The sequence below is a fragment of the Pseudomonas wenzhouensis genome (genome assembly GCF_021029445.1).
Lineage (GTDB): Bacteria > Pseudomonadota > Gammaproteobacteria > Pseudomonadales > Pseudomonadaceae > Aquipseudomonas > Aquipseudomonas wenzhouensis.
In genome coordinates this window covers 1,488,079-1,511,209 of record NZ_CP072610.1, presented here as the reverse complement: position 1 = coordinate 1,511,209, position 23,131 = coordinate 1,488,079, and the positions used below count along the sequence as shown (strand labels likewise).

Sequence of the window (23,131 nt, the reverse complement as noted above, 5' to 3'; positions counted from 1 at the left end):
TTGTTCTTTTATCAAGATGCACTAGAAATACCGGGTGATTGTGCTTTTATCAAGAAAAAAATGTTGTCATAGCAACAACATTTTTTAAGAATCCCGATAAGCCAGTGGTGAGCCACAGGCGGCATCAGTAGGATAGGCCGGCTGTATGACCACCCATTGCCCGTCGCCAAGCCCGTTCAACCGCCTGTTAGGAGCCCCTATGGACCGCGTGCGCAACCTGCTGGAACAGATCCAGAGCCGCCTTGACGACCTGAACAAGGCCGAGCGCAAGGTCGCCGAAGTGATCCTGCATGACCCGCAGCAGGCCACACGCTTCAGCATCGCGGCACTGGCGCAGGCGGCGGGTGTCAGCGAGCCGACGGTCAACCGTTTCTGCCGCTCGTTCGGTGCCAACGGTTACCCGGAACTGAAGATGCAACTGGCGCAGAGCCTGGCCAGCGGCGCCGCCTACGTCAGTCGCGCGGTGTCCGCCGACGACGGCCCCGAGGCCTACACGCGGAAGATTTTCGGCAGCACCATCGCCTCGCTGGACAGCGCCTGCCAGAGCCTCGACCCGCAGCATGTCAGCCGCGCCGTCGATCTGCTGATCCAGGCGCGGCAGATCCACTTCTTCGGCCTCGGCGCTTCGGCCTCGGTGGCGCTGGATGCGCAGCACAAGTTCTTTCGCTTCAACCTGGCGGTGTCGGCGCATTCCGATGTGCTGATGCAACGCATGATTGCCTCGGTGGCGCACACCGGCGACCTGTTCGTGATCATTTCCTACACCGGGCGCACCCGCGAGCTGGTGGAAGTGGCGCGCCTGGCCCGCGAGAACGGTGCATCGGTACTTGGCCTCACCGCTGCCGGCTCGCCGCTGGCCAGGGCCAGCACCCTGAGCCTGGATATCCCGCTGCCGGAGGACACCGACATCTACATGCCGATGACCTCGCGCATCATCCAGCTCACCGTACTCGACGTACTCGCCACCGGCGTTACCCTGCGCCGTGGCGTGGACTTCCAGCCGCACCTGCGCAGGATCAAGGAGAGCCTCGGCGCCAGCCGTTATCCGGCGGATGAAGAGCCGCTGTAAGACCATCCTCACGCAGCCCGGCAGCTGCAGTCGCGAACGGCCTGGGCCAGATGCCCCGGTGACGCATACAAGGCCTCGAGCAATCCGGCGCGTCTTGCCCCGAACGCAACAACATGCACAATAATGGCGCACGCGAGGACGACCTCCACACCCTGAGCCCAGGGTGGCGCATCCGGGGACGGCCCCTTCAATTGATGGAGCTGAGCATGTCCTGGATCATTCTGTTTCTCGCCGGCCTGTTCGAGGTCGGCTGGGCCATCGGCCTGAAGTACACCGAAGGCTTCACCCGCCCACTCCCCACGGCGCTGACCGTCTGCGCCATGCTGGTCAGCCTCGGCCTGCTCGGCCTGGCCATGAAGGAGCTACCGTTGGGCACCGCCTACGCCATCTGGACCGGCGTAGGGGCCGTGGGCACGGTGATCGCCGGCATCATCCTGTTCGGCGAATCGATGGCGCTGCTGCGCCTGGCCAGCGTGGCGCTGATCGTCACCGGGCTGATCGGGCTGAAGATAAGTCACTAAAGTTGGTGCGCATGGCGCCCCCTACAGAGCAGCATCATCGCCTTACTGTAGGGTATCGCGGGGCCTACTAGGTCGTGCGCACCTTAATCAACGCCAATCCCCACGCAGTTCGGCCACCTGCGCCTGCAGCGCCTCACGCTTGGCCTGCTCCGGCGCAATCGGCGTTCCCGCCACCAGACACACTCGCGACCACAACCGCCGAAAGAAGCCCTTGTTCGGATCGCGACTGAAGAAGCTGCCCCACAAGCCCTGCAACGCCATGGGAATGACCGGCACCGGGTTTTCTTCGAGAATGCGTTCGACCCCTGCCTTAAACGCATCGATCTCGCCATCCGTGGTCAGCTTGCCCTCGGGAAAAATGCACACCAACTCGCCATTGCGCAGGTATTCGGCGATCTTCCTGAACGCCGCGTCGTAGATCAGCAGATCCTCGTTGCGCCCGGCAATCGGCACGGTGCCGGCGGTGCGGAAGATGAAATTGAGCACCGGCAGGTCGTAGATCCTGTAATACATGACGAAGCGCACCGGCCGGCGAATGGCGCCGCCGATCAACAGCGCATCGACGAACGACACGTGATTGCACACCAGAACCGCCGCGCCCTCGTCGGGAATCGCGTCCAGCCCCTTGTGCTCGACCCGGTACATCGAATGCCCCAGCAGCCAGATGAGAAAGCGCATGCTGAATTCGGGGACGATCTTGAAGATGTAGCTGTTGACCGCGATGTTCATCAGCGAGATGGCCAGGAACAACTGCGGAATCGACAGACCGGCGACGCTCAGGAACAGGATCGCGACGATGGCCGAGGCGACCATGAACAGCGCATTGAGGATGTTGTTGGCGGCGATCACCCGCGCCCGCTCATGCTCGGCGGTGCGCGACTGGATCAGCGCATACAGCGGCACGATATAGAAGCCGCCGAACAGGCCGATGCCGAGAATGCAGCCGAGAATCCACCAGGCCTGGCCGTAGCTCAGCAGCGCCAGCCAGTCATGCGGCGCAGCGCCCTGCGGGAAGCCACCGGAGAACCACCACAGCAGCATGCCGAACAGGGTCAGGCCGATGGAGCCGAATGGCACCAGACCAATCTCCACTTTATGCCCGCTCATGCGCTCGCAGAGCATCGACCCCAGGCCGATACCCAGCGAGAACACCGTGAGAATCAGCGTCACCACACTCTCGTCGCCGTACAGCCACTCCTTGGCGTAGGCAGGAATCTGCGTCAGGTAGATCGCGCCGAGAAACCAGAACCAGGAGTTGCCCACCAGCGAGCGCGACACCGCCGGACGCTGGCCCAGGCCAAGCCTCATGATGGCCCAGGACTGACGGAAGATGTTCCAGTCCAGCGGCAACTCAGGCATCGCCGCCGACGCCCTGGGAATACCCAGACTGGCCAGGTAGCCAAGCAGCGCCACAGCCACCACCGAACCGGCGACGATGGGTGCATAACTGCTGCTGGCCATGATGATCCCGGCGCCGATGGTGCCAGCCAGAATCGCCAGGAAGGTGCCCATCTCCACCAGGGCGTTGCCACCCACCAGCTCCTCTTCCTTCAGGTGCTGCGGCAGAATCGAATACTTCACCGGGCCGAACAGCGCCGACTGCGTGCCAATGGCGAACAACACGACAAGCATCAACGGCAGGTTGTCCAGCAGCACCCCGACGGCACCGGCGAGCATGATCAGGATCTCGGCAAACTTGATCTTGCGAATCAGCGAGTCCTTGGCGAATTTCTCACCGAACTGGCCACCGAGGGCGGAGAACAGAAAGAACGGCAGGATGAACAGCAAGGCGCAGAGGTTGACCAGCAGATCGCGGTCGGCGCCGGTGTTGAGCTTGAAGAGGATGGCGAGAATCAGCGACTGCTTGAAGATGTTGTCGTTGAAGGCGCCGAGCAATTGCGTCAGAAAAAACGGCAAGAAGCGCTTCTTGCCGAGCAAGGCGAATTGCGATTGTTGGGTCATCGTCCATGGTCCTCGCGGGAGTCGGTTTTTGCCCGCACAGGCATTTGACTGCAAATCCCCCCACGAAAGCCACAGGGCAAATGCGAACGCCTTGGCGATCACACGAAGGGCCGCGAGCGTCGCGCAGGGTGCGCCGTGCGCATCACGATGCCGCCGCGTCCTCGGCGTACCGCGTTGCCAAACAAAGGCTGCAGCAGGAGCCGACGACACCTCAGGCGCCGTCCGCTCACCAGCCCCATTGCCACAGCAGCCAATAAAAGACGAAAAAAAACGGCAGCCCAATCGGGCTACCGTTCTCGAACTCGGAGAAAACGTCAGCACTCTCGCGCTGACTACAACCTCACCTGCATTCCCTGGGGAATGCAGGCGCAGTCTGGCAAAAGCCAGAGCCAGCGTCCGTTTAGCTTTGTTACCTGCCTGCAAAGAAATGTAAACGGTGGATGACTGCACAGTCCGCCGCGCGGCACAATCCCGCTCATGAATGCCTATCACCCTGCCTGCTGCAGCCCTCTGGATACGCACAATCCGCTGCCAAACGCGCCTGCCGGTGCGCAGTTGATCAGCACCCGCTTCACCCCCACCCTGCTCGCCGATGAGGATTTCACGCGCTGCGATATCGACCCGGTGCGCGGCGTGGCCAAGCGGCAGGCCGAATACCTGGCCGGGCGGCTCTGCGCGCGCGAGGCGCTGCGCCGGTTGACCGGCCAGGCCAGCGTACCGGCCGTCGGCGAAGACCGTGCACCGCAGTGGCCACGCGGCGTGGTGGGCTCCATCACCCATGGCGACAACTGGGCCGCGGCACTGGTCGCACCGGATCATCAATGGCGCACACTGGGCCTGGATGTGGAGCGCCTGCTGCCTGTCGAACGCGCCCAACGCCTGCAGGGCGAAATTCTCACCCCCGCCGAACTGCAGCGTTTGTCAGGCCTGGATGATGCGGCCCGCGCCGCGCGCATCAGCCTGACTTTCTCGCTCAAGGAAAGCCTGTTCAAGGCACTCTATCCCCTGACGCTGACGCGCTTCTACTTCCATGATGCCGAACTGCTGGAGATCGACCACGCCAGTGCGCGCCTGCGCCTGCTGATCGACCTGCACGCGCACTGGCGCACGGGCGCCGAACTGGATGGCCAGTTCGTGCTGTTCGAGAACAAGGTACTGAGCCTGGTGACCGTGGCGGCATGACCCTGCACCACACCGGCATAGGTGGATAACCCGGTGCGCGCGGCGCACCCTACAAAGCAGGCGGCGGTCGCGGCGTAGCCCGGATTAAATCCGGGAACAGCTGGCCGGCCAGCCCCGGATTGCATCCGGGCTACAGAGCTGAGCCTGGTGGCCGTGGCGATGTGATCAAGCGCCCCGACGTACATGGATAAGCCGGTGCGCGCGGCGCACCCTACAAAGCCGCGATATCCCACGCTTCGCCGGTAGGGTGCGCCGTGCGCACCGGGCCCAACACGCAATAGCGCCCTACTCTCGCTGCTGTCGCGGCCACACCAGACTGAAACGCGCACCGCCCAGGCTGTCGCTGCGGCTGATCTGCGCCCGCCCGCCATGCCAGTAAATGATGCGGCGCACGATGGACAGTCCCAGGCCATGCCCACCAGAGGCCCGCGTGCGGCTGTCATCAAGGCGCAGGAAAGGGCTGAACAGACGCTCCCAGGCCTCCTCCGGCACTCCAGGCCCATCATCTTCGACATCGATACGGCAGCGCTTGTAGCCCACCTCACAACTGATCAGCACCTTGCCCTCGGCGTAGCGCATGGCGTTGCTCACCAGATTCTGCAACGCGCGGTGCAGGTAGCGCGGCTCGGCCTCGACCCAGCAGGCGCCATCCCCCTGCACACTGAGCACCGCGCCACATTCCACGCGCACCTTGTTGCTCAGAGGCGCCAGCTCGTCGATCACCTGATCGATCAGCGCCTTGAGTTCCACCTGCTGGAAGTTCAGCGCCGGCGAACCCTGCTCCAGGCGCGCGTAGGTCAGCATCTCGTCGACCAACTTGTCGAGGTCCTGAATATCGCTGTCCATGCCGTCCATGTACTTGCGCCGGGCACTTTCGTTCGGCGCGTCGGCAATCATCTCCAGGCCGAAACGCAGGCGCGCCACCGGCGTGCGCAGTTCATGGGACACCGCACGCACCAGCTCGCGCTGCGTGCTCAGGGACGTCTGCAGGTGCTCAGCCATGGCATTGAAGCTGCTGGCCAGGCGCCCGACCGAGTCCGCGCCGCGCGTCGGCACGCGGGCATCCAGACGACCGCTGGCGATATGCGTGGCGGCGCTTTCCAGGGCACGCAGGCGCTGCTCCAGCGAACGCACCAGCAGGTAGACGATCAGGCCGATCAGGCTCAACCCCAACGCGCCGATCAGCACCAGCAGTTGCGTCGGATAGGGGTTCATCTGGTACAGCGGGCCGATTTCCAGCACCCAGGGCGTATCGACGATGCCGGAGAACACGTAAATGGAGTCGCCACCCTTGCCCAGCGCCATCACCGTATCGCCCTCGTCGATGCGCCGACGCTGGTCGAGGTCGAGGGTGGCGTCTTCCAGCCGCAGCAGTTGCAGGTTGAAGCCGAACTGCTTGGCCGCCTTCAGCTCAGCCAGGCGTTGTGGCTGCTCATGCACCGGGTAACGCACCAGCTCATCGATCAGCAGGTAGTTGGTCGCCCGCGCCAACTGCTCGCTGATCTGCTGAATCTCGCCGGTCAACAGCAACGGCTGCTTGCCGGCGAGCAGCGCGTAGACCTTGGCCGAATGCGGGCCGGTCTGCTGTACCAGCACATGACCACGCTGCAAGCTGTTGCGCTCGCTGCTGTCCAGTGGCACATCGTTCAGCGCCTGCAGGTCCAGAGGGATGCCGAGCAGGCGCGACCACACCACCAGGGCACGCTTGCGCTCCACCTCGGTCATTGGCAGCAGGTTGTCGGCCATCAGGCGGAAGGTGCCGCGCGCCAGGCCTTCGCGGTATTGATCACCGCGCACCTCGTTGACCAGGTGCAAGGTACCGACGCCCAGCAACGCCACCAGCACCAGCGCGGCGAGCATGCCGCCATAGATACGCAGGAAGATCGAGTTCATGGCCGCCGCATCAACCGCCCAGGCTCGGCGCTGCATCACCCGCCGGCAAGGCTTCGGCGGCTTCGGCGACGAACAGATAGCCCTTGCTGCGCACCGTCTTGATCAGCCGTGGATGCATCGGGTCATCACCGATCTTCGGGCGGATACGCGAGATGCGCACATCGATGGAGCGGTCCTGACCGTCGTATTCGATGCCGCGCAGGGAATTGAAGATCTCCTCGCGCGAGAGGATGCGCCCGGCATTGGCCGCCAGCAGCCACAGCAGGTCGAATTCGGCACTGGTCAGTTCGATGCCCTGCTCACCCAGCCAGGCCTCACGCATGGCGCTGTCGATGACCAGCGGGCCAAATTGCAAGCGACGCGGCTGACCTTCATCGCGCTCGCTTTCGCTGCCCTCACGCCGGCGCAACAATGCACGAATACGCGCCAGCAGCACACGCGGGCGCACCGGCTTGCACACGTAATCATCAGCGCCCATCTCCAGGCCCAGCACCTGATCCATGTCGTCGGTACGCGCGGTGAGCATGAGAATCGGCCCCTTGTAACCGCTGCGCACCTTGCGGCAAATGCTCAGGCCATCCTCGCCCGGCAGCATCAGGTCGAGTATCACCAGATCCGGCTGCTCGGCGAGAATCCGCGCCGCCGCACGGGCACCGTCGGCCTCGATGGCCACACGCAGGCCATTGCCTTCAAGATACTCGCGGGTCAACTGCGCCAGGCGCTGGTCATCCTCGACGATCAGAATCTGCCACCCTTCTTGTTCCACGCCCTCTCCTCTCTGCCTACCGGCAAGCACCGCAAACACGGCCGTCATTCTAGGGGGGACAGGCGCTTGGCGCGAGCAGCAAACCCGTAGCTGCAGCGCACCCGCGGGTCAAGCACAGCACATGCCAAAAGCACTATATATAGTGGTAGTCTGTGCACCGCCAAACAGCTTCGCCAACTCGCGGAAATCCTTCCTCCAGGGGCGACGAACGGTCATTAGCCGCCAGAGCCAGAGACCATGCGGGCTACGCTGTTCACACCCACAAGACGCCCACACCTTATCCACAGGTTGTTCTTCTTCCGGCGCCTTGCAATGCCTCCAACAGCGCACTATCTTGTACCCCCATCGCACGGCACCCACCAGATATTGGGTCAAAGCTAAAAACCGGACACTACCAGAGCCAATCGTGCAAGTCCTTTCCACAGGGTCTTTCAGAGGCTCCGGCCAAAGGTTTCGACCTGATCCAGGCCTGCCTTGGGTCACAACCACGCGGCAACGCCCGACGTTGCGCGTAAGCCGGTCAGACAGCGGTCTTATCCGCCAGTCGACCACTATATGTAGTAGGCGGGGTGTGGTAATGCCCCGCTGTGACTGATGCGCCAGGACGGCACTTGAAGTCGTGCCCACCCTGCCCGCTCTTGCAACACCCCGTACCCGGCGTCGCTGCCGCGCACGGCCCGAGTTGTTGATGGAATGAATGGCGGACAGAGCACGACAAGCACGCGTGTCGTCCCACCTAAAATTACAGAACACGGAGATCTCCATGCACACCGACACTACTCGCGAGAACCCGCAGGCCGTGGCACCGCAGGCCGCTGAATCCGCCCAGGATCTAGCTGCCACCGCCCCCGGCCAACTGCGAGTGATCAAGCGCAACGGCACTGTCGTCCCCTATACCGATGACAAGATCACCGTCGCCATCACCAAGGCCTTCCTCGCAGTAGAAGGCGGCACCGCCGCCGCTTCGTCGCGCATCCACGACACCGTCGCGCGCCTGACCGAGCAGGTCACCGCCACCTTCAAGCGTCGCATGCCGTCCGGCGGCACCATTCATATCGAAGAGATCCAGGACCAGGTCGAACTGGCCCTGATGCGTGCCGGCGAGCAGAAGGTTGCCCGCGACTACGTGATCTACCGTGAAGCCCAGGCCAACAAGCGCAAGGCCAGTGCCGGCAGCGACATCGCCCAGCCGCACCCGAGCATCCGCATCACCACCGCTGGCGGTGAACTGCAGCCGCTGGACATGGGCCGCCTGCAGACCATCATCAAGGAAGCCTGCGAAGGCCTGGCCGAGGTCGACAGCGCCCTGATCGAGCGCGAAACCCTGAAGAACCTCTACGACGGCGTGGCCGAGAAGGACGTCAACACCGCCCTGGTGATGACCGCCCGTACCCTGGTCGAGCGTGAGCCGAACTACAGCTACGTCACCGCCCGCCTGCTGATGGACAACATCCGCGCCGAGGCCCTGAGCTTCCTCAACATCACCGCCAGCGCCACCCACCACGAGATGGCCGAGCTGTACGCCAAGGCCCTGCCCGCCTATGTCGAAAAAGGCGTGGAGTTCGAGCTGCTGGACGCCAAGCTGAAGACCTTCGACCTGGAGAAACTGGGCGCCGCGATCAACCACGAGCGCGACCAGCAGTTCACCTACCTGGGCCTGCAGACCCTGTACGACCGCTACTTCATCCACAAGGACGGCATCCGCTTCGAACTGCCGCAGGTGTTCTTCATGCGCGTGGCCATGGGCCTGGCCATCGAAGAGCCGAAGAACCGCGAAGAGCGCGCCATCGAGTTCTACAACCTGCTGTCCTCGTTCGACTACATGGCGTCCACCCCGACCCTGTTCAACGCCGGCACCCTGCGTCCGCAGCTATCCTCCTGCTACCTGACCACCGTGCCGGACGACCTGTCGGGCATCTACGGCGCCATCCACGACAACGCCATGCTGAGCAAATTCGCCGGCGGTCTGGGCAATGACTGGACCCCGGTGCGCGCGCTGGGCTCCTACATCAAGGGCACCAACGGCAAATCCCAGGGCGTCGTCCCCTTCCTCAAGGTGGTCAACGACACCGCCGTGGCGGTCAACCAGGGCGGCAAGCGCAAGGGCGCGGTCTGCGCCTACCTGGAAACCTGGCACATGGACATCGAGGAATTCCTCGAGCTGCGCAAGAACACCGGTGACGACCGTCGTCGTACCCACGATATGAACACCGCCAACTGGATTCCGGACCTGTTCATGAAGCGCGTCTTCGAAGACGGCAAGTGGACCCTGTTCAGCCCGAGCGAAGTGCCGGATCTGCACGACCTGACCGGCAAGGCCTTCGAAGAGCGCTACGAGTACTACGAAGCCCTGATCGAGTACGGCAAGATCAAGCTGTACAAGACCATCCAGGCCAAAGACCTGTGGCGCAAGATGCTCTCGATGCTGTTCGAGACCGGCCACCCGTGGCTGACCTTCAAGGACCCGTGCAACCTGCGCAGCCCGCAGCAGCACGTGGGCGTGGTTCACAGCTCCAACCTGTGCACCGAGATCACCCTGAACACCAACAAGGACGAGATCGCTGTCTGCAACCTGGGTTCGGTCAACCTAGTCAACCACATCGTCGACGGCAAGCTGGACATCGAGAAACTCGGCCGCACCGTGAAGACCGCTGTGCGCATGCTCGATAACGTCATCGACATCAACTACTACAGCGTGGATCAGGCGCGTAACTCCAACCTCAAGCACCGTCCGGTCGGCCTCGGCCTGATGGGCTTCCAGGACGCCCTGTACCTGCAACACATCGCCTACGGCTCCGACGCCGCCGTCGAGTTCGCCGACAAGTCGATGGAAGCCATCAGCTACTACGCCATCCAGGCCTCCTGTGACCTGGCCGAAGAGCGCGGCAGCTACAGCACCTTCGAAGGCTCGCTGTGGAGCAAGGGCATCCTGCCGCTGGACTCGCAGCAACTGCTGATCGAAGCCCGTGGCCAGAAGTACATCGACGTCGACCTGTCCGAATCGCTGGACTGGGCACCGATCCGCGAGCGCGTGAAAAAAGGTATTCGTAACTCGAACATCATGGCCATCGCGCCAACCGCGACCATCTCCAACATCATTGGCGTGTCGCAGTCCATCGAGCCGACCTACCAGAACCTGTACGTGAAATCGAACCTTTCCGGCGAATTCACCGTGATCAACCCCTACCTGGTGCGCGACCTGAAAAACCGCGGCCTGTGGGACCCGGTCATGGTCAACGACCTGAAGTACTACGACGGTTCCGTGCAGCAGATCGAGCGCATCCCGCAGGACCTGAAAGACCTGTACGCCACCGCGTTCGAAGTGGAAACCAAGTGGATCGTCGACGCCGCCAGCCGTCGCCAGAAGTGGATCGACCAGGCTCAGTCGCTGAACCTGTACATCGCCGGCGCCTCGGGCAAGAAGCTGGACGTGACTTACCGCATGGCCTGGTACCGTGGCCTGAAAACCACCTACTACCTCCGTGCCCTGGCCGCTACCAGCACCGAGAAGTCCACCATCAACACCGGCAAGCTCAATGCTGTATCCGCCGGTGGCGACGAAGGCTTCTCGGCCAAGGCCCAGGCTCCTGCCCAGCAGGCAGCTCCGGTCCCGGCGCCAGTACCAAAGGCCTGTGCAATCGACGAACCCGACTGCGAGGCTTGCCAATAAGGCTTTCGCGTGGATCTGAGCGGCGCCCGCGTCGTTGCCCGGTAGGCCGGCCCCCATCACGTACTGAAGTACGCTCAGGGCCTCCGACCTACCAGGCGCCTAGCGCTCACTCGCTCAGCTGCACGCTCGAAAGTTGGATGAAAAGCTAGAGCAACACGCAGATCAGTCCCCTCTCCCGCTTGCGGGAGACGACTGCAGGGATGCAGGAGGTAGGGTGAAGCAGGAAACCCGAACCGAGGGCTAGGGAGAGGGCAAGGCTTTTCGTAGGAGCGGCTTCAGCCGTGAAATTCGTGGATAAATCCGCTCCTACAGGGCCACCCCTCCCCACCAAATTCCCGCCCCTCCTCCTCCGGGTCGAAGGGCAACGGTCAACCGGCAAACCACCGCCTACTGACCAGCGGTACCCGTTTTACCCTTGCGCGCATTACGCAACGGAACATAATTACTCAAATTATCTGTATATCCATACAGGCCGGTTTATTCACCGGCCCTCACGCAGGAGCCAAGCCATGCTGAGCTGGGATGAATTCGATAAGGAAGACGGTGCAGAAGCAGCCGTCGCACAAAACGCCAACGTACAAAACGCCGGCACCCACTTCGACAAGCTCGACAGCGAAGCTGCCGGCTCGGTCGAGCAGGCGCGCGCCGTCGACGCCAACGACTCCGACGCCGTCGCCCGCGCCAAGAAAGCCCTGAACGACCTCGACATCCAGGAAGGCCTGGACGACCTCGAAGGCGCCGCTGCGCGCGTACAGGTCGGCGACAAGCAGATGATCAACGCCCGCGCCGACCTCAACCAGCTCGTCCCCTTCAAGTACGACTGGGCCTGGCAGAAGTATCTGGATGGTTGCGCCAACCACTGGATGCCGCAGGAAGTGAACATGAACGCCGACATCGCCCTGTGGAAGAGCGCTGACGGCCTCACCGAAGACGAGCGCCGCATCGTCATGCGCAACCTCGGCTTCTTCTCCACCGCCGACAGCCTGGTGGCCAACAACCTGGTGCTGGCCGTGTACCGCCTGATCACCAACCCCGAGTGCCGCCAGTACATCCTGCGCCAGGCCTTCGAGGAAGCGATCCACACCCACGCCTATCAGTACTGCATCGAATCGCTGGGCATGGATGAAGGCGAGATCTTCAACATGTACCACGAGATCCCGAGCGTCGCGAAGAAGGCCTCCTGGGGCCTGAAGTACACCCGCTCGATCTCCGACCCCAAGTTCCAGACCGGCACCCCGGAAACCGACCGCCAGTTCCTGCGCAACCTGATCGCCTACTACTGCGTACTAGAAGGCATCTTCTTCTATTGCGGCTTCACCCAGATCCTCTCCATGGGCCGCCGCAACAAGATGACCGGCACCGCCGAGCAGTTCCAGTACATCCTGCGTGACGAGTCCATGCACCTGAACTTCGGCATCGACGTGATCAACCAGATCAAGATCGAGAACCCGCACCTGTGGGACGCCCAGATGAAGGACGAAGCGACCCAGATGATCCTGCAGGGCACCCAGCTGGAGATCGAATACGCGCGTGACACCATGCCGCGCGGCGTACTGGGCATGAACGCCGCGATGATGGAGGACTACCTCAAATTCATCGCCAACCGCCGCCTGACCCAGATCGGCCTGAAGGAAGAGTACCCGGGCACCACCAACCCCTTCCCATGGATGAGCGAGATCATGGACCTGAAGAAGGAGAAGAACTTCTTCGAGACCCGAGTGATCGAGTATCAGACTGGTGGGGCGTTGAGCTGGGATTGAGTTGGGTTCAACACATTAAAACGTCCACGATGTAGCTGCTCCTCAGAAGGGGGAGCAGCTTGGAGACAGGATGATTGAGTTTCTTGGTCAGGACACTGGCCCATACACTGTCCACAATGTATTTACCCCAACCCAACCAGCCAAGCTTACGTTCATTGACCGGGACATTGTCAATAACGACCTAGTCGATGCTCTAGAGACGCCAGGAACACAGGTAGTTGTGTATGGGCATACTGGTAGCGGAAAAACTACGCTACTCACCAACAAGTTAGGACAGATTTACTCCCACCACATTACAACCAGATGCATGAAGGGAATGACCTTCGAGCAAATCCTTACAGAGGCATTTGATCAATTAGCACCCTTTTATGAGTCTGATCGCTCAAATTCAACAAGCGAAAGCGTGAAGGCAAATATTGCTGCCTCATACTCATCCATTAAATCCTCGCTTGAAGCAGCTAAAACCAAGGCCATCAGCGCTACAGAAAAGAGAGTTCTACCTCCACAACTTACCCCTCAGGCGCTGGGTAGGCTAATCGGAAACTCGGGGCAATGCTGGGTAATAGAAGACTTCCACAAAATCGAAGCAGCAGAAAAGGAAAAGCTTTCTCAGCTTCTGAAAGTATTCATGGATCTAGCATACGAGTATCCAACCGTAAAAATCGTTTGCCTCGGAGCCGTGGACACTGCACGTCAAGTCGTTGACTACGACAAGGAAATGAAAGAGAGAGTGGCAGAAATTGCTGTCCCACTGATGACCGAAGAAGAACTCTTCTCCATCATCACTAAAGGCGAGCAACTTCTTAATATAAGATTCACCCCAAGCGCAAAACGGAAGGTGGTTAAGTACGCATGCGGCATAGCATCAATATGCCACAGACTCTGCCTTAACATGTGCATTAGTGCAAACATAAAATACAAACAAAGCACCCAAACCGCAATAGATGATGAAAACTTCGACAACGCAGTCGAAAAATACATTAGAAGCGCATCAGACTCCTTAAAAAACTCTTTTGACAAAGCATTGAAAATCAGAAGAAGCACAAAGTTTGATAGCTCTACACTTATCATCAAAGCGCTATCACTGGCACCAGAAAGAGGCCTTGCCAGGTTCAACTTACTCAAAAGAATCAAAGAAAATGAACCGACTTACACAGATCAAATCTTAAAGTCTCACCTAGCCAAATTGGTAGACCCAGAGTACGGCTCAATCCTGAGACACGACAGCAACTCCGGACTATATGCATTTACAGACCAATTCCATCGCGCATACGCTCAATCTCTCCAACACACAGATGACAAACAAACTCAGCCACAGTTAATCAGACAAATCTTTATCACTCTCAAGGAAGACTACGCAGTAATCGAGTACGAGAGCTCTGCTGAAAATTAACTGATATTGGAAGCGAGTAGCTCGGACAACCGCCGCAAACGGTGGATGAAAAAGCGTCATCCACCCTACGACGAAATAACCGCCGCCGGGTGGACAACGCGAAGCTTGTCCACCATGGTTCAGGCACCGCCACCGCTCAAGGATGAGCCGCCATGTCCAATTACCGACGCGCCCGGAAGGTAAAGGGAACAAATTTATTTTCTGGACGGTAATCGGGGACACGGAAATCGGGGACAGACCACGATTTACCGGCGTCACTCATGCACCTTTTCGCCCTTACGGCGAGTCACTTGACTCGCTTCGCTCGCCCTTCGGGCCAGCCTGCGGCTGTTACTGCGCTTCGCTCCGTTTCTCTTTACTCGGTAACCGCTCCACAAACCACACCTTCAAGTGAAGTGAAGGCCCACAGATGCTGTGCTCCCGATTTTCCTGGAGCCCAGCCCATGATGCGTCCCGACCCCAAGGTCAAAGCCGTTTACCTTTACCCCAAGCCGGTCGATTTCCGCAAATCCATCAACGGTCTGGCCGCCTTGGTCGAGTTGGATATCAAGGTGGCGGTGTTCGACCCGGCGTTGTTCGTTTTTCTCAACGTAACCGCTCCATAAACCCCACCTTCAACTGACCTGTCCGTTCCCGGATGCTGGGCTCCCCATTTTTTCCCGTGGAGCTCCGTCATGATGCGTCCCGACGCCAAGGTGCAGAAGGTCTATCTCTACCCAAAGCCCGTCGATTTCCGCAAATCCATCAACGGCCTGGCCGCTCTGGTCGAGCTGGACATCAAGGTGGAAGTGTTCAACCCCGTGCTGTTCGTGTTCCTCAACCGCACCCGCAGTCAGGTCAAGATCCTCTACTGGGAGCGCAATGGCTTCTGCCTGTGGCTCAAGCGTTTGGAAGCCGAACGCTTCAAGACCAAGCCCGATGCCGGCGACGAGGCCATCGAGCTGACGGTCGATGAGTTGAACTGGCTGCTCGACGGCATCGACCTGTGGCGCAACCGTCCGCACCAGATACTGACGCCGCGTTTCGTGACCTGAGCCGGTATAATCCACGGCTATGATCGCCGTGCCCGCCCCCCTTCCTGACGACCCAATCCTGCTCAAGCATTTACTGCTGCTGGCCAGTGAACAGGCGGCTGCGAAAGATGCTCGCATAGAACAACTTCAGGAACAGGTCGCCCTGCTGCGCCACAAGTTGTTCTCGCCCAAGTCCGAGCGCAGCCCTGAAGATACCGACTCGCCGCAGTTGGCCATGTTCAACGAGGCCGAAGAGCTGATCGAAGCGCTGTCCGCCGCGCCAAGCGAAGCCGAAGCCGAAGCCGAAGCCGAAGAAATCGTTGCGCCGGTCAAGCGCCGTGGCAAGCGCAAGCCGTTGCCGGCCAACCTGCCGCGTGTCGAGGTCATCCACGACCTGCCCGAGCACGAGCTGACTTGCGCCTGTGGCGCCTGCAAACAAGTCATCGGCGAGGAGACCAGCGAGCAGCTGGAGATCATCCCGATGCAGGTGCGGGTCATCCGCCATATCCGCAAGACCTACGCCTGCAAGGCCTGCGAAGCGGCGCCGATCACTGCCGACAAGCCGGCCCAACTGATCGAGAAGAGCCTGGCCAGCCCCAGTGTGCTGGCGATGCTGCTGACCACCAAATACGCCGACGGCATCCCGCTGTACCGCTTCGAGAAGATGCTCAGCCGCCACGGCGTCGAGATCCCGCGCCAGACCCTGGCGCGCTGGGTGATCCAGAGCGGCGAGCAACTGCAACCGCTGCTCAACCTGCTGCGCGACAAGTTGCTCGAATACCCCGTTTTGCACTGCGACGAAACGCGCTTGCAGGTACTGCATGAACCGGGACGCGATCCCACCGCGCAGTCCTGGATGTGGGTACAAAGCGGTGGACCACCGGATAAGCCGGTGATCCTCTTCGACTACACCGCCAGCCGCGCGCAGGAGGTGCCGCTGCGCTTGCTCGACGGCTATCGCGGCTACCTGATGACCGACGACTACGCCGGCTACAACGCCGTGGCCGCGCAAGAAGGCATCGAACGCCTCGGCTGCTGGGCGCATGCGCGGCGCAAGTTCGTCGAGGCGCAGAAAGTGCAACCCAAGGGCAAAACCGGCCGTGCCGACATGGCGTTGAACCTGATCAACAAGCTCTACGGCATCGAGCGGGACCTGAAGGACGCTTGCGATACCGAGCGCCTGGTCGCCCGTCAGCAACGCAGCCAGCCGCTGCTCGATCAACTCAAGACCTGGCTGGACAAGACCCAGCCGCAGGTCGTCGGGCAGACGGCGCTGGGCAGGGCGATGAACTACCTGGCCAGCAACTGGAGAAAGCTGGTGCGCTACGTCGAAGGTGGACATCTGCCGATCGACAACAACCGCGCGGAGAACGCCATCCGCCCGTTCGTTATCGGGCGCAAGAACTGGCTGTTCAGCGACACGCCCAAGGGGGCCACGGCCAGCGCGCAGATCTACAGCCTGATCGAAACCGCCAAGGCCAATGGCCAGGAGCCTTACGCCTGGCTGCGCCACATCCTCGAACGCCTGCCGGCCGCCAATAGCGTCGAGGATTACGAAGCGCTGCTGCCGTGGAATTGCTCGCCAGTGAGCGCATCCTGACAGACCCGCTCCATCAGCAGTAGGTGGGGTTTATGGAGCGGTTACTTCTCAACCGCACGCGCAACCAAGTGAAAATTCTGTATTGGCATCGTAACGGTTTCTGTTTGTGGCTCAAGCGCTTGGAGGCCGAGCGGTTCAAGACCAAACCGGATGCCGGTGACGAAGCGATCGAGCTGACGGTGCGGGAATTGAATCAGTTGCTGGAGGGCATCGACCTCTGGGGCAATCAACCGCACAAGGTGCTGACACCACGTTTCGTGACTTGAGCCGGTATAATCGTAACCGCTCCATAAACCCCACCTTCAACTGACCTGTCCGTTCCCGGATGCTGGGCTCCCCATTTTTTCCCGTGGAGCTCCGTCATGATGCGTCCCGACGCCAAGGTGCAGAAGGTCTATCTCTACCCAAAGCCCGTCGATTTCCGCAAATCCATCAACGGCCTGGCCGCTCTGGTCGAGCTGGACATCAAGGTGGAAGTGTTCAACCCCGTGCTGTTCGTGTTCCTCAACCGCACCCGCAGTCAGGTCAAGATCCTCTACTGGGAGCGCAATGGCTTCTGCCTGTGGCTCAAGCGTTTGGAAGCCGAACGCTTCAAGACCAAGCCCGATGCCGGCGACGAGGCCATCGAGCTGACGGTCGATGAGTTGAACTGGCTGCTCGACGGCATCGACCTGTGGCGCAACCGTCCGCACCAGATACTGACGCCGCGTTTCGTGACCTGAGCCGGTATAATCCACGGCCATGATCGCCGTGCCCGCCCCCCTTCCTGACGACCCAATCCTGCTCAAGCATTTACTGCTGCTGGCCAGTGAACAGGCGGCTGCGAAAGATGCTCGCATAGAACAACTTCAGGAACAGGTCGCCCTGCTGCGCCACAAGTTGTTCTCGCCCAAGTCCGAGCGCAGCCCTGAAGATACCGACTCGCCGCAGTTGGCCATGTTCAACGAGGCCGAAGAGCTGATCGAAGCGCTGTCCGCCGCGCCAAGCGAAGCCGAAGCCGAAGCCGAAGCCGAAGCCGAAGCCGAAGCCGAAGCCGAAGAAATCGTTGCGCCGGTCAAGCGCCGTGGCAAGCGCAAGCCGTTGCCGGCCAACCTGCCGCGTGTCGAGGTCATCCACGACCTGCCCGAGCACGAGCTGACTTGCGCCTGTGGCGCCTGCAAACAAGTCATCGGCGAGGAGACCAGCGAGCAGCTGGAGATCATCCCGATGCAGGTGCGGGTCATCCGCCATATCCGCAAGACCTACGCCTGCAAGGCCTGCGAAGCGGCGCCGATCACTGCCGACAAGCCGGCCCAACTGATCGAGAAGAGCCTGGCCAGCCCCAGTGTGCTGGCGATGCTGCTGACCACCAAATACGCCGACGGCATCCCGCTGTACCGCTTCGAGAAGATGCTCAGCCGCCACGGCGTCGAGATCCCGCGCCAGACCCTGGCGCGCTGGGTGATCCAGAGAGGCGAGCAACTGCAACCGCTGCTCAACCTGCTGCGCGACAAGTTGCTCGAATACCCCGTTTTGCACTGCGACGAAACGCGCTTGCAGGTACTGCATGAACCGGGACGCGATCCCACCGCGCAGTCCTGGATGTGGGTACAAAGCGGTGGACCACCGGATAAGCCGGTGATCCTCTTCGACTACACCGCCAGCCGCGCGCAGGAGGTGCCGCTGCGCTTGCTCGACGGCTATCGCGGCTACCTGATGACCGACGACTACGCCGGCTACAACGCCGTGGCCGCGCAAGAAGGCATCGAACGCCTCGGCTGCTGGGCGCATGCGCGGCGCAAGTTCGTCGAGGCGCAGAAAGTGCAACCCAAGGGCAAAACCGGCCGTGCCGACATGGCGTTGAACCTGATCAACAAGCTCTACGGCATCGAGCGTGACCTGAAGGACGCTTGCGATACCGAGCGCCTGGTCGCCCGTCAGCAACGCAGCCAGCCGCTGCTCGATCAACTCAAGACCTGGCTGGACAAGACCCAGCCGCAGGTCGTCGGGCAGACGGCGCTGGGCAGGGCGATGAACTACCTGGCCAGCAACTGGAGAAAGCTGGTGCGCTACGTCGAAGGTGGACATCTGCCGATCGACAACAACCGCGCGGAGAACGCCATCCGCCCGTTCGTTATCGGGCGCAAGAACTGGCTGTTCAGCGACACGCCCAAGGGGGCCACGGCCAGCGCGCAGATCTACAGCCTGATCGAAACCGCCAAGGCCAATGGCCAGGAGCCTTACGCCTGGCTGCGCCACATCCTCGAACGCCTGCCGGCCGCCAATAGCGTCGAGGATTACGAAGCGCTGCTGCCGTGGAATTGCTCGCCAGTGAGCGCATCCTGACAGACCCGCTCCATCAGCAGTAGGTGGGGTTTATGGAGCGGTTACGTATAATCCATGGCATGATTTCCGTGCCTGAAACCCTTCCTGACGACCCCGCAGTGCTCAAGCAATTGCTCGCTGAGGTGCTGTCTTCTGCACAGAAATTGGCCAAGGACAAGGACGGGCAGATCGAGCACCTGCGCGAACAAAACGCACTGCTGATCCAACGCCTGTTCGGTCGAAAATCCGAGCAGACGGCCGATCCTGACTCGCCGCAGTTGGAGATTTTCAACGAAGCCGAAAGCCTCACCGAAGCCGCGCCCGAAACTACTGCCGAAGAGATCGAGGAAGACGTCGTCGCGCCGGTCAAACGTCGTGGCAAGCGTAAGCCACTGCCGGCTGAGTTGCCGCGCGTTGAGGTTATCCATGAGCTGCCCGAGCACGAGCTGACCTGTGCCTGCGGTGCTTGCAAGCAAGTGATCGGTGAGGAAACCAGCGAACAGCTGGAAATCATCCCGATGCAGGTGCGGGTCATCCGCCATATCCGTAAGACCTACGCCTGCAAAGCCTGCGAAGCCGCCCCGATCACCGCGGACAAGCCCGCGTAACTGATCGAGAAAAGCCTGGCTACGCCCAGCGTGTTGGCGATGTTGCTGAGCACCAAGTATGTTGACGGCACGCCGCTGTATCGCTTCGAGAAAGTCCTCCATCGCCATGGCATCGACATCCCACGGCAGACCCTGGCTCGCTGGGTGATCCAATGCGGTGACTATCTGCAACCCTTGCTCAACTTGATGCGCGACACGCTGCTGGATTATCCGGTGTTGCACTGCGACGAAACCCGGGTGCAGGTGCTCAAAGAACCGGGGCGCGACCCGAGCAGCCAATCCTGGATGTGGGTGCAAACCGGCGGCCCGCCAGACAGGCCGGTGGTCCTCTTCGACTACACAACCAGTCGTGCGCAGGACGTACCCTTGCGCCTGCTCACCGGCTATTGCGGTTATTTAATGACCGACGACTACTCCGGCTACAACGCCGTGGCCGCGCAAGCGGGCATCGAGCGGCTGGCCTGCTGGGCCCATGCGAGGCGCAAATTTATCGAGGCGCAGAAGGTGCAGCCTAAAGGCAAAACTGGGCGAGCCGACATGGCCCTGAACCTGATCAACAAACTCTACGGTATCGAGCGCGAGCTGAAAGACGCCAGCGACGCTGAACGCCTGAGCGCCCGCCAACAGCGCAGTCAACCCGTGCTCGACCAGCTCAAAGCCTGGCTCGACAAAGCTCAGCCGCAGGTCGCCGGACAGACCTCCCTGGGCAAGGCGGTGAACTACTTGGCCAACAACTGGAGCCGCCTGGAGCGCTACATCGAAGGCGGAAACCTGCCCATCGACAACAACCGCGCCGAGAACGCCATCCGCCCGTTCGTCATCGGCCGCAAAAACTGGCTGTTCAGCGACACACCCAAAGGCGCCACGGCCAGCGCACAGATCTATAGTCTGATCGAAACCGCCAAAGCCAATGGCCAGGAGCCCTACGCCTACCTGCGCCACATCCTTGAGCGCCTGCCTCAGGTCAACAGCGTCGAAGGCTACGAAGCGCTGTTGCCGTGGAACTGCTCGCCAGCGCCAGCTGCTTCCTGAAAACAACCCCGTCCGCTAGGACGGGGTTTATGGAGCGCTTACTTTACTCGCGCAGAAAGTAACCAAAGAGAAAGCGCGCCCGGCATCCGGGTTTCGCTGCGCTCAACTCCCCTCGCTCCGGCGCTGCTCCGAGGGTCGTCACGGTGGGCCATCCCTACCTAGGCGGCCCCGGCCATCGTTCCTCGTTTGGCATCCATGCCAAACGCCCCTCTCCACAGCACCTCCACTACTCGCTGCGCTCGCCCTACGGGCCAGCCTTCGGCTGTTACTCCGCTTCGCTACGTTTCGGCCTCCTGACGGGATTCGGAAACCGAGTCGCCTGGTCTGACTGTGTAGGTAAATCAAAAGAAAAAGCAGAGCCAAGGAAACCCTGAAAAAGTCGTCATTCCCGCGAAGGCGGGAATCCAGAACTTGCGAGCGTCCTGGGCTCCCGCCTTCGCGGGAGTGACGATAAATGACATTTTCAGAACATCCCGAAAGCATCGTGGCGCTGCCGCCATGCTCTAGCTCTTTAGTGCTGGAGCACCAATCTCGCAGACGACGCCAAACGCCCCCGTCAGGAGGCCGAGTAGAATCGTTGTGCAAGGGGTTGAGCGGCATGGATGCCGCGAGAGCCGCGATGGGCCAGGGATGGCCCTTCGCGGCGTGCCCCTGGAGCAATGATGGAGCGAGGGGACCCGACGAAGTCGGGCCGGATGCCAGGGGCAAGCCCTCTTGGTTACTTCTGGGGCGTTTGCCAGAAGTGACCCGCCGTAAGGGCGGAACCGGTATCAGCAACAACGTAGAAGCGGCGGGTTCACGCCGAAGGGAAGTGAGCCGGCTACCATCGCAATGGCGGATGAAAAAGCGTCATCCACACTACTGACCTTTACCTTTCTTCTTGGCAATCGCCTTCATCCGCGCTGCGGCCTTCTGCACGGTTGCCATCTTCTCGGGCCGTTTCATGCCCCGCCATTTGCGGATTTCCTCACGCGTGCGCCCGCAACTGACGCACAGCTCACTGTTGAGCTGGCACAGCGACACGCAGGGGTTCTCAATATCCTTGGCCACGCTTGTCCCTTGCCGGTCGTTCGACCGAGAACGCTACGTGGTCGGCGATGCTGGAAACGCTGATGCCCACCTCATCGAAAGCGGCCTGCGTCAGTTCCAGCATTCGCGCCTTGTCCGAACTGGCGAGTGTGCGTGCCCTGCTCGCCTCGCTGTCGAACATCCAGGTCACGCGCAGGCTCTGCGGAAACCGCTCGTAGTCCACGTCATGGGTCAGCCACTGGAAGCCGACGATTTCGCTTTTCGCCGTTTCACAGGCAAGGGTCAGGGTACGGATCAGCTCGCGCTCCACAGCTGAGTATTTTCGTTTTGGCGACGGCATAAGGTTCTTCTGGGTCTGAGTTCGCTGCGCCGCCATCTTACCCGAGGCGCTCAACGGCCAGAGGCAGCAGATGGCTCGAGGTCGAACAATGCCGCCGCAGGTTACAATCCACGGCCCACGCATTTTCCAGCGGACCCCATATACCGATGTTCACCCTTGCCCACCTCAGCAGCCCGCCGCCCGAGTCACTGAAGAGCCAAGTGCAGCAGATGGTGGTGGACTACTTCGCCGATGTCAGCGCAGTACCGCTGCTGCCAAGCAATCCGCTGTATCAGTTGTACCAGTACGTGATCGGCTATGAGCTGCATCTGCACCTGCAGACCATGAACGGCGAGGCCGATGGCCCGGTGCAGTTGCTACTGGCGCTGGACGCTGAAGACCCGGCCCGCGTGCTGGGGTTTGCCCTGTATCTGCCCAGCCCGGACGATGCTGCCGCCTGCACCCTCGCCTATCTGGCAGTCGATGCCGCACACCGCCGTCAGGGCATCGGCCGCGCACTGCTGCAACGCGTGCTGGAGCTACGCCCGCACCTGGAGCTGGCCTGCGTGGCAGCCAAGGTGCCGCTGTTTGAAGCATTGGGGTTGGGGGTGCTGGCCGCGCAAGGTGCGCTGGTGGTGATGAGCAGCCGTGACTATCGCTCCAGTGGCATGGTCGCGGTCGCCGACCTGGCACCGGTGTTTGCCTCCACGGAGGTCAGGCAGATTCACGCCTACCTGCTCAAGCAGCACGGCCAGCGCGCCATGCAACAGGCGGAAAAACAGCGTGACGCGCACCTCGACGCGCTCGCCCTGCAGGCACAGCAACTGGTCGACGAGCGTCTGCCTTCACGCGCGCTGCATTGAGGCGATGCCCCACACCAGGCGCGGGGCTTCACGAAACGCCGAGCGCCATCACCTGTTGCGGTCAACCGACATCGCGCCTGCACACGCGCAGTGGGCGGACGTTGAACGCCCGCCAACGCTGATAGAGCATTACGACAGGGGCTCTGG

The 23,131-nt window shown here is 61.2% G+C and carries 18 protein-coding genes and 1 pseudogene; 14 read left to right on the top strand and 5 right to left on the bottom strand.

All coding sequences use genetic code 11. The features are described from left to right. The first annotated feature begins 208 nt into the window (after nucleotides 1-208). Nucleotides 209-1,069, top strand: a complete 861-nt coding sequence (locus J7655_RS06920) for a MurR/RpiR family transcriptional regulator (protein ID WP_230927687.1) — start codon at nucleotides 209-211, stop codon at nucleotides 1,067-1,069. Between the two features lie 206 nt (nucleotides 1,070-1,275). Further along, nucleotides 1,276-1,590 (top strand): quaternary ammonium compound efflux SMR transporter SugE, encoded by a 315-nt coding sequence (gene sugE, locus J7655_RS06915; protein ID WP_230927136.1) that lies wholly within the window; start codon nucleotides 1,276-1,278, stop codon nucleotides 1,588-1,590. Between the two features lie 87 nt (nucleotides 1,591-1,677). Here sugE and J7655_RS06910 read toward each other — a convergent pair whose 3' ends face one another. Continuing rightward, the gene (locus J7655_RS06910) at nucleotides 1,678-3,552 is read right to left on the bottom strand and encodes an MFS transporter (protein ID WP_230927135.1); all 1,875 of its coding nucleotides are present in this window, start codon (nucleotides 3,550-3,552) and stop codon (nucleotides 1,678-1,680) included. A gap of 477 nt (nucleotides 3,553-4,029) precedes the next feature. On the opposite strand from J7655_RS06910, the gene J7655_RS06905 reads away from it, so the two are divergent. Beyond that, nucleotides 4,030-4,734 (top strand): 4'-phosphopantetheinyl transferase family protein, encoded by a 705-nt coding sequence (locus J7655_RS06905; protein WP_230927134.1) that lies wholly within the window; start codon nucleotides 4,030-4,032, stop codon nucleotides 4,732-4,734. A gap of 285 nt (nucleotides 4,735-5,019) precedes the next feature. Here J7655_RS06905 and J7655_RS06900 read toward each other — a convergent pair whose 3' ends face one another. Both J7655_RS06900 and J7655_RS06895 read right to left on the bottom strand, forming a co-directional pair. After that, the gene (locus J7655_RS06900) at nucleotides 5,020-6,627 is read right to left on the bottom strand and encodes an ATP-binding protein (RefSeq protein ID WP_230927133.1); all 1,608 of its coding nucleotides are present in this window, start codon (nucleotides 6,625-6,627) and stop codon (nucleotides 5,020-5,022) included. A 10-nt stretch (nucleotides 6,628-6,637) separates the two neighbouring features. Continuing rightward, complete coding sequence (locus tag J7655_RS06895; protein ID WP_230927132.1) at nucleotides 6,638-7,393, bottom strand: response regulator; 756 nt, start codon at nucleotides 7,391-7,393, stop codon at nucleotides 6,638-6,640. 763 nt (nucleotides 7,394-8,156) lie between these two features. Here J7655_RS06895 and J7655_RS06890 point away from each other — a divergent pair. The 10 genes and pseudogenes from J7655_RS06890 (at nucleotide 8,157) to tnpC (J7655_RS06845) (ending at nucleotide 20,773) form a co-directional block, all read left to right on the top strand. Beyond that, nucleotides 8,157-11,063, top strand: a complete 2,907-nt coding sequence (locus J7655_RS06890; RefSeq protein WP_230927131.1) for a ribonucleoside-diphosphate reductase subunit alpha — start codon at nucleotides 8,157-8,159, stop codon at nucleotides 11,061-11,063. A gap of 509 nt (nucleotides 11,064-11,572) precedes the next feature. After that, entirely contained in the window at nucleotides 11,573-12,823 is a 1,251-nt protein-coding gene (locus J7655_RS06885) for a ribonucleotide-diphosphate reductase subunit beta (RefSeq protein WP_230927130.1), read from the top strand. Between the two features lie 70 nt (nucleotides 12,824-12,893). Further along, nucleotides 12,894-14,216, top strand: a complete 1,323-nt coding sequence (locus tag J7655_RS06880; protein WP_230927129.1) for a P-loop NTPase family protein — start codon at nucleotides 12,894-12,896, stop codon at nucleotides 14,214-14,216. A gap of 443 nt (nucleotides 14,217-14,659) precedes the next feature. Continuing rightward, on the top strand, nucleotides 14,660-14,821 hold the full coding sequence (gene tnpB, locus J7655_RS06875) for an IS66 family insertion sequence element accessory protein TnpB (protein ID WP_230927128.1): 162 nt from the start codon (nucleotides 14,660-14,662) through the stop codon (nucleotides 14,819-14,821). Nucleotides 14,822-14,890: 69 nt separating this feature from the next. Next, complete coding sequence (gene tnpB / locus J7655_RS06870; RefSeq protein WP_003460146.1) at nucleotides 14,891-15,250, top strand: IS66 family insertion sequence element accessory protein TnpB; 360 nt, start codon at nucleotides 14,891-14,893, stop codon at nucleotides 15,248-15,250. Between the two features lie 19 nt (nucleotides 15,251-15,269). Then, complete coding sequence (tnpC, locus tag J7655_RS06865; RefSeq protein WP_230927127.1) at nucleotides 15,270-16,829, top strand: IS66 family transposase; 1,560 nt, start codon at nucleotides 15,270-15,272, stop codon at nucleotides 16,827-16,829. 32 nt (nucleotides 16,830-16,861) lie between these two features. Next, the gene (gene tnpB, locus J7655_RS06860) at nucleotides 16,862-17,095 is read left to right on the top strand and encodes an IS66 family insertion sequence element accessory protein TnpB (RefSeq protein WP_230927126.1); all 234 of its coding nucleotides are present in this window, start codon (nucleotides 16,862-16,864) and stop codon (nucleotides 17,093-17,095) included. 96 nt (nucleotides 17,096-17,191) lie between these two features. Continuing rightward, nucleotides 17,192-17,551: an IS66 family insertion sequence element accessory protein TnpB gene (gene tnpB, locus J7655_RS06855; RefSeq protein WP_003460146.1), complete on the top strand. Its 360-nt coding sequence runs from the start codon at nucleotides 17,192-17,194 to the stop codon at nucleotides 17,549-17,551. 19 nt (nucleotides 17,552-17,570) lie between these two features. Continuing rightward, a complete protein-coding gene (tnpC, locus tag J7655_RS06850) occupies nucleotides 17,571-19,154 on the top strand; it encodes an IS66 family transposase (RefSeq protein ID WP_230927125.1) in 1,584 nt (527 codons plus the stop codon). A gap of 59 nt (nucleotides 19,155-19,213) precedes the next feature. Continuing rightward, a pseudogene (tnpC, locus tag J7655_RS06845) lies at nucleotides 19,214-20,773 on the top strand (IS66 family transposase). Between the two features lie 858 nt (nucleotides 20,774-21,631). On the opposite strand, the gene J7655_RS06840 reads toward tnpC (J7655_RS06845), so the two are convergent. Both J7655_RS06840 and J7655_RS06835 read right to left on the bottom strand, forming a co-directional pair. Further along, nucleotides 21,632-21,823 (bottom strand): DUF1289 domain-containing protein, encoded by a 192-nt coding sequence (locus J7655_RS06840; RefSeq protein ID WP_064495220.1) that lies wholly within the window; start codon nucleotides 21,821-21,823, stop codon nucleotides 21,632-21,634. Next, nucleotides 21,807-22,142 carry a hypothetical protein gene (locus J7655_RS06835; protein WP_420850935.1) on the bottom strand — a complete coding sequence of 112 codons (336 nt, stop codon included), beginning with the start codon at nucleotides 22,140-22,142 and terminating at the stop codon, nucleotides 21,807-21,809. Before J7655_RS06835 ends, J7655_RS06840 begins: the two co-directional genes overlap by 17 nt. A 146-nt stretch (nucleotides 22,143-22,288) precedes the next feature. Here J7655_RS06835 and J7655_RS06830 point away from each other — a divergent pair, with 146 nt between their 5' ends. Beyond that, nucleotides 22,289-22,984 (top strand): GNAT family N-acetyltransferase, encoded by a 696-nt coding sequence (locus tag J7655_RS06830; RefSeq protein WP_230927123.1) that lies wholly within the window; start codon nucleotides 22,289-22,291, stop codon nucleotides 22,982-22,984. The last annotated feature ends 147 nt before the right edge of the window (nucleotides 22,985-23,131 follow it).

Excerpts from the sequence above, each read along its gene's own strand:
- sugE (WP_230927136.1), top strand. The coding sequence starts at position 1,276 with ATGTCCTGGATCATTCTGTTTCTCGCCGGCCTGTTCGAGGTCGGCTGG.
- J7655_RS06910 (WP_230927135.1), bottom strand. The coding sequence starts at position 3,552 with ATGACCCAACAATCGCAATTCGCCTTGCTCGGCAAGAAGCGCTTCTTG.
- J7655_RS06905 (WP_230927134.1), top strand. The coding sequence starts at position 4,030 with ATGAATGCCTATCACCCTGCCTGCTGCAGCCCTCTGGATACGCACAAT.
- J7655_RS06900 (WP_230927133.1), bottom strand. The coding sequence starts at position 6,627 with ATGAACTCGATCTTCCTGCGTATCTATGGCGGCATGCTCGCCGCGCTG.
- J7655_RS06890 (WP_230927131.1), top strand. The coding sequence starts at position 8,157 with ATGCACACCGACACTACTCGCGAGAACCCGCAGGCCGTGGCACCGCAG.
- J7655_RS06885 (WP_230927130.1), top strand. The coding sequence starts at position 11,573 with ATGCTGAGCTGGGATGAATTCGATAAGGAAGACGGTGCAGAAGCAGCC.
- J7655_RS06880 (WP_230927129.1), top strand. The coding sequence starts at position 12,894 with ATGATTGAGTTTCTTGGTCAGGACACTGGCCCATACACTGTCCACAAT.
- tnpB (WP_230927128.1), top strand. The coding sequence starts at position 14,660 with ATGATGCGTCCCGACCCCAAGGTCAAAGCCGTTTACCTTTACCCCAAG.
- tnpB (WP_003460146.1), top strand. The coding sequence starts at position 14,891 with ATGATGCGTCCCGACGCCAAGGTGCAGAAGGTCTATCTCTACCCAAAG.
- tnpC (WP_230927127.1), top strand. The coding sequence starts at position 15,270 with ATGATCGCCGTGCCCGCCCCCCTTCCTGACGACCCAATCCTGCTCAAG.
- tnpB (WP_230927126.1), top strand. The coding sequence starts at position 16,862 with ATGGAGCGGTTACTTCTCAACCGCACGCGCAACCAAGTGAAAATTCTG.
- tnpB (WP_003460146.1), top strand. The coding sequence starts at position 17,192 with ATGATGCGTCCCGACGCCAAGGTGCAGAAGGTCTATCTCTACCCAAAG.
- tnpC (WP_230927125.1), top strand. The coding sequence starts at position 17,571 with ATGATCGCCGTGCCCGCCCCCCTTCCTGACGACCCAATCCTGCTCAAG.
- J7655_RS06835 (WP_420850935.1), bottom strand. The coding sequence starts at position 22,142 with ATGCCGTCGCCAAAACGAAAATACTCAGCTGTGGAGCGCGAGCTGATC.
- J7655_RS06830 (WP_230927123.1), top strand. The coding sequence starts at position 22,289 with ATGTTCACCCTTGCCCACCTCAGCAGCCCGCCGCCCGAGTCACTGAAG.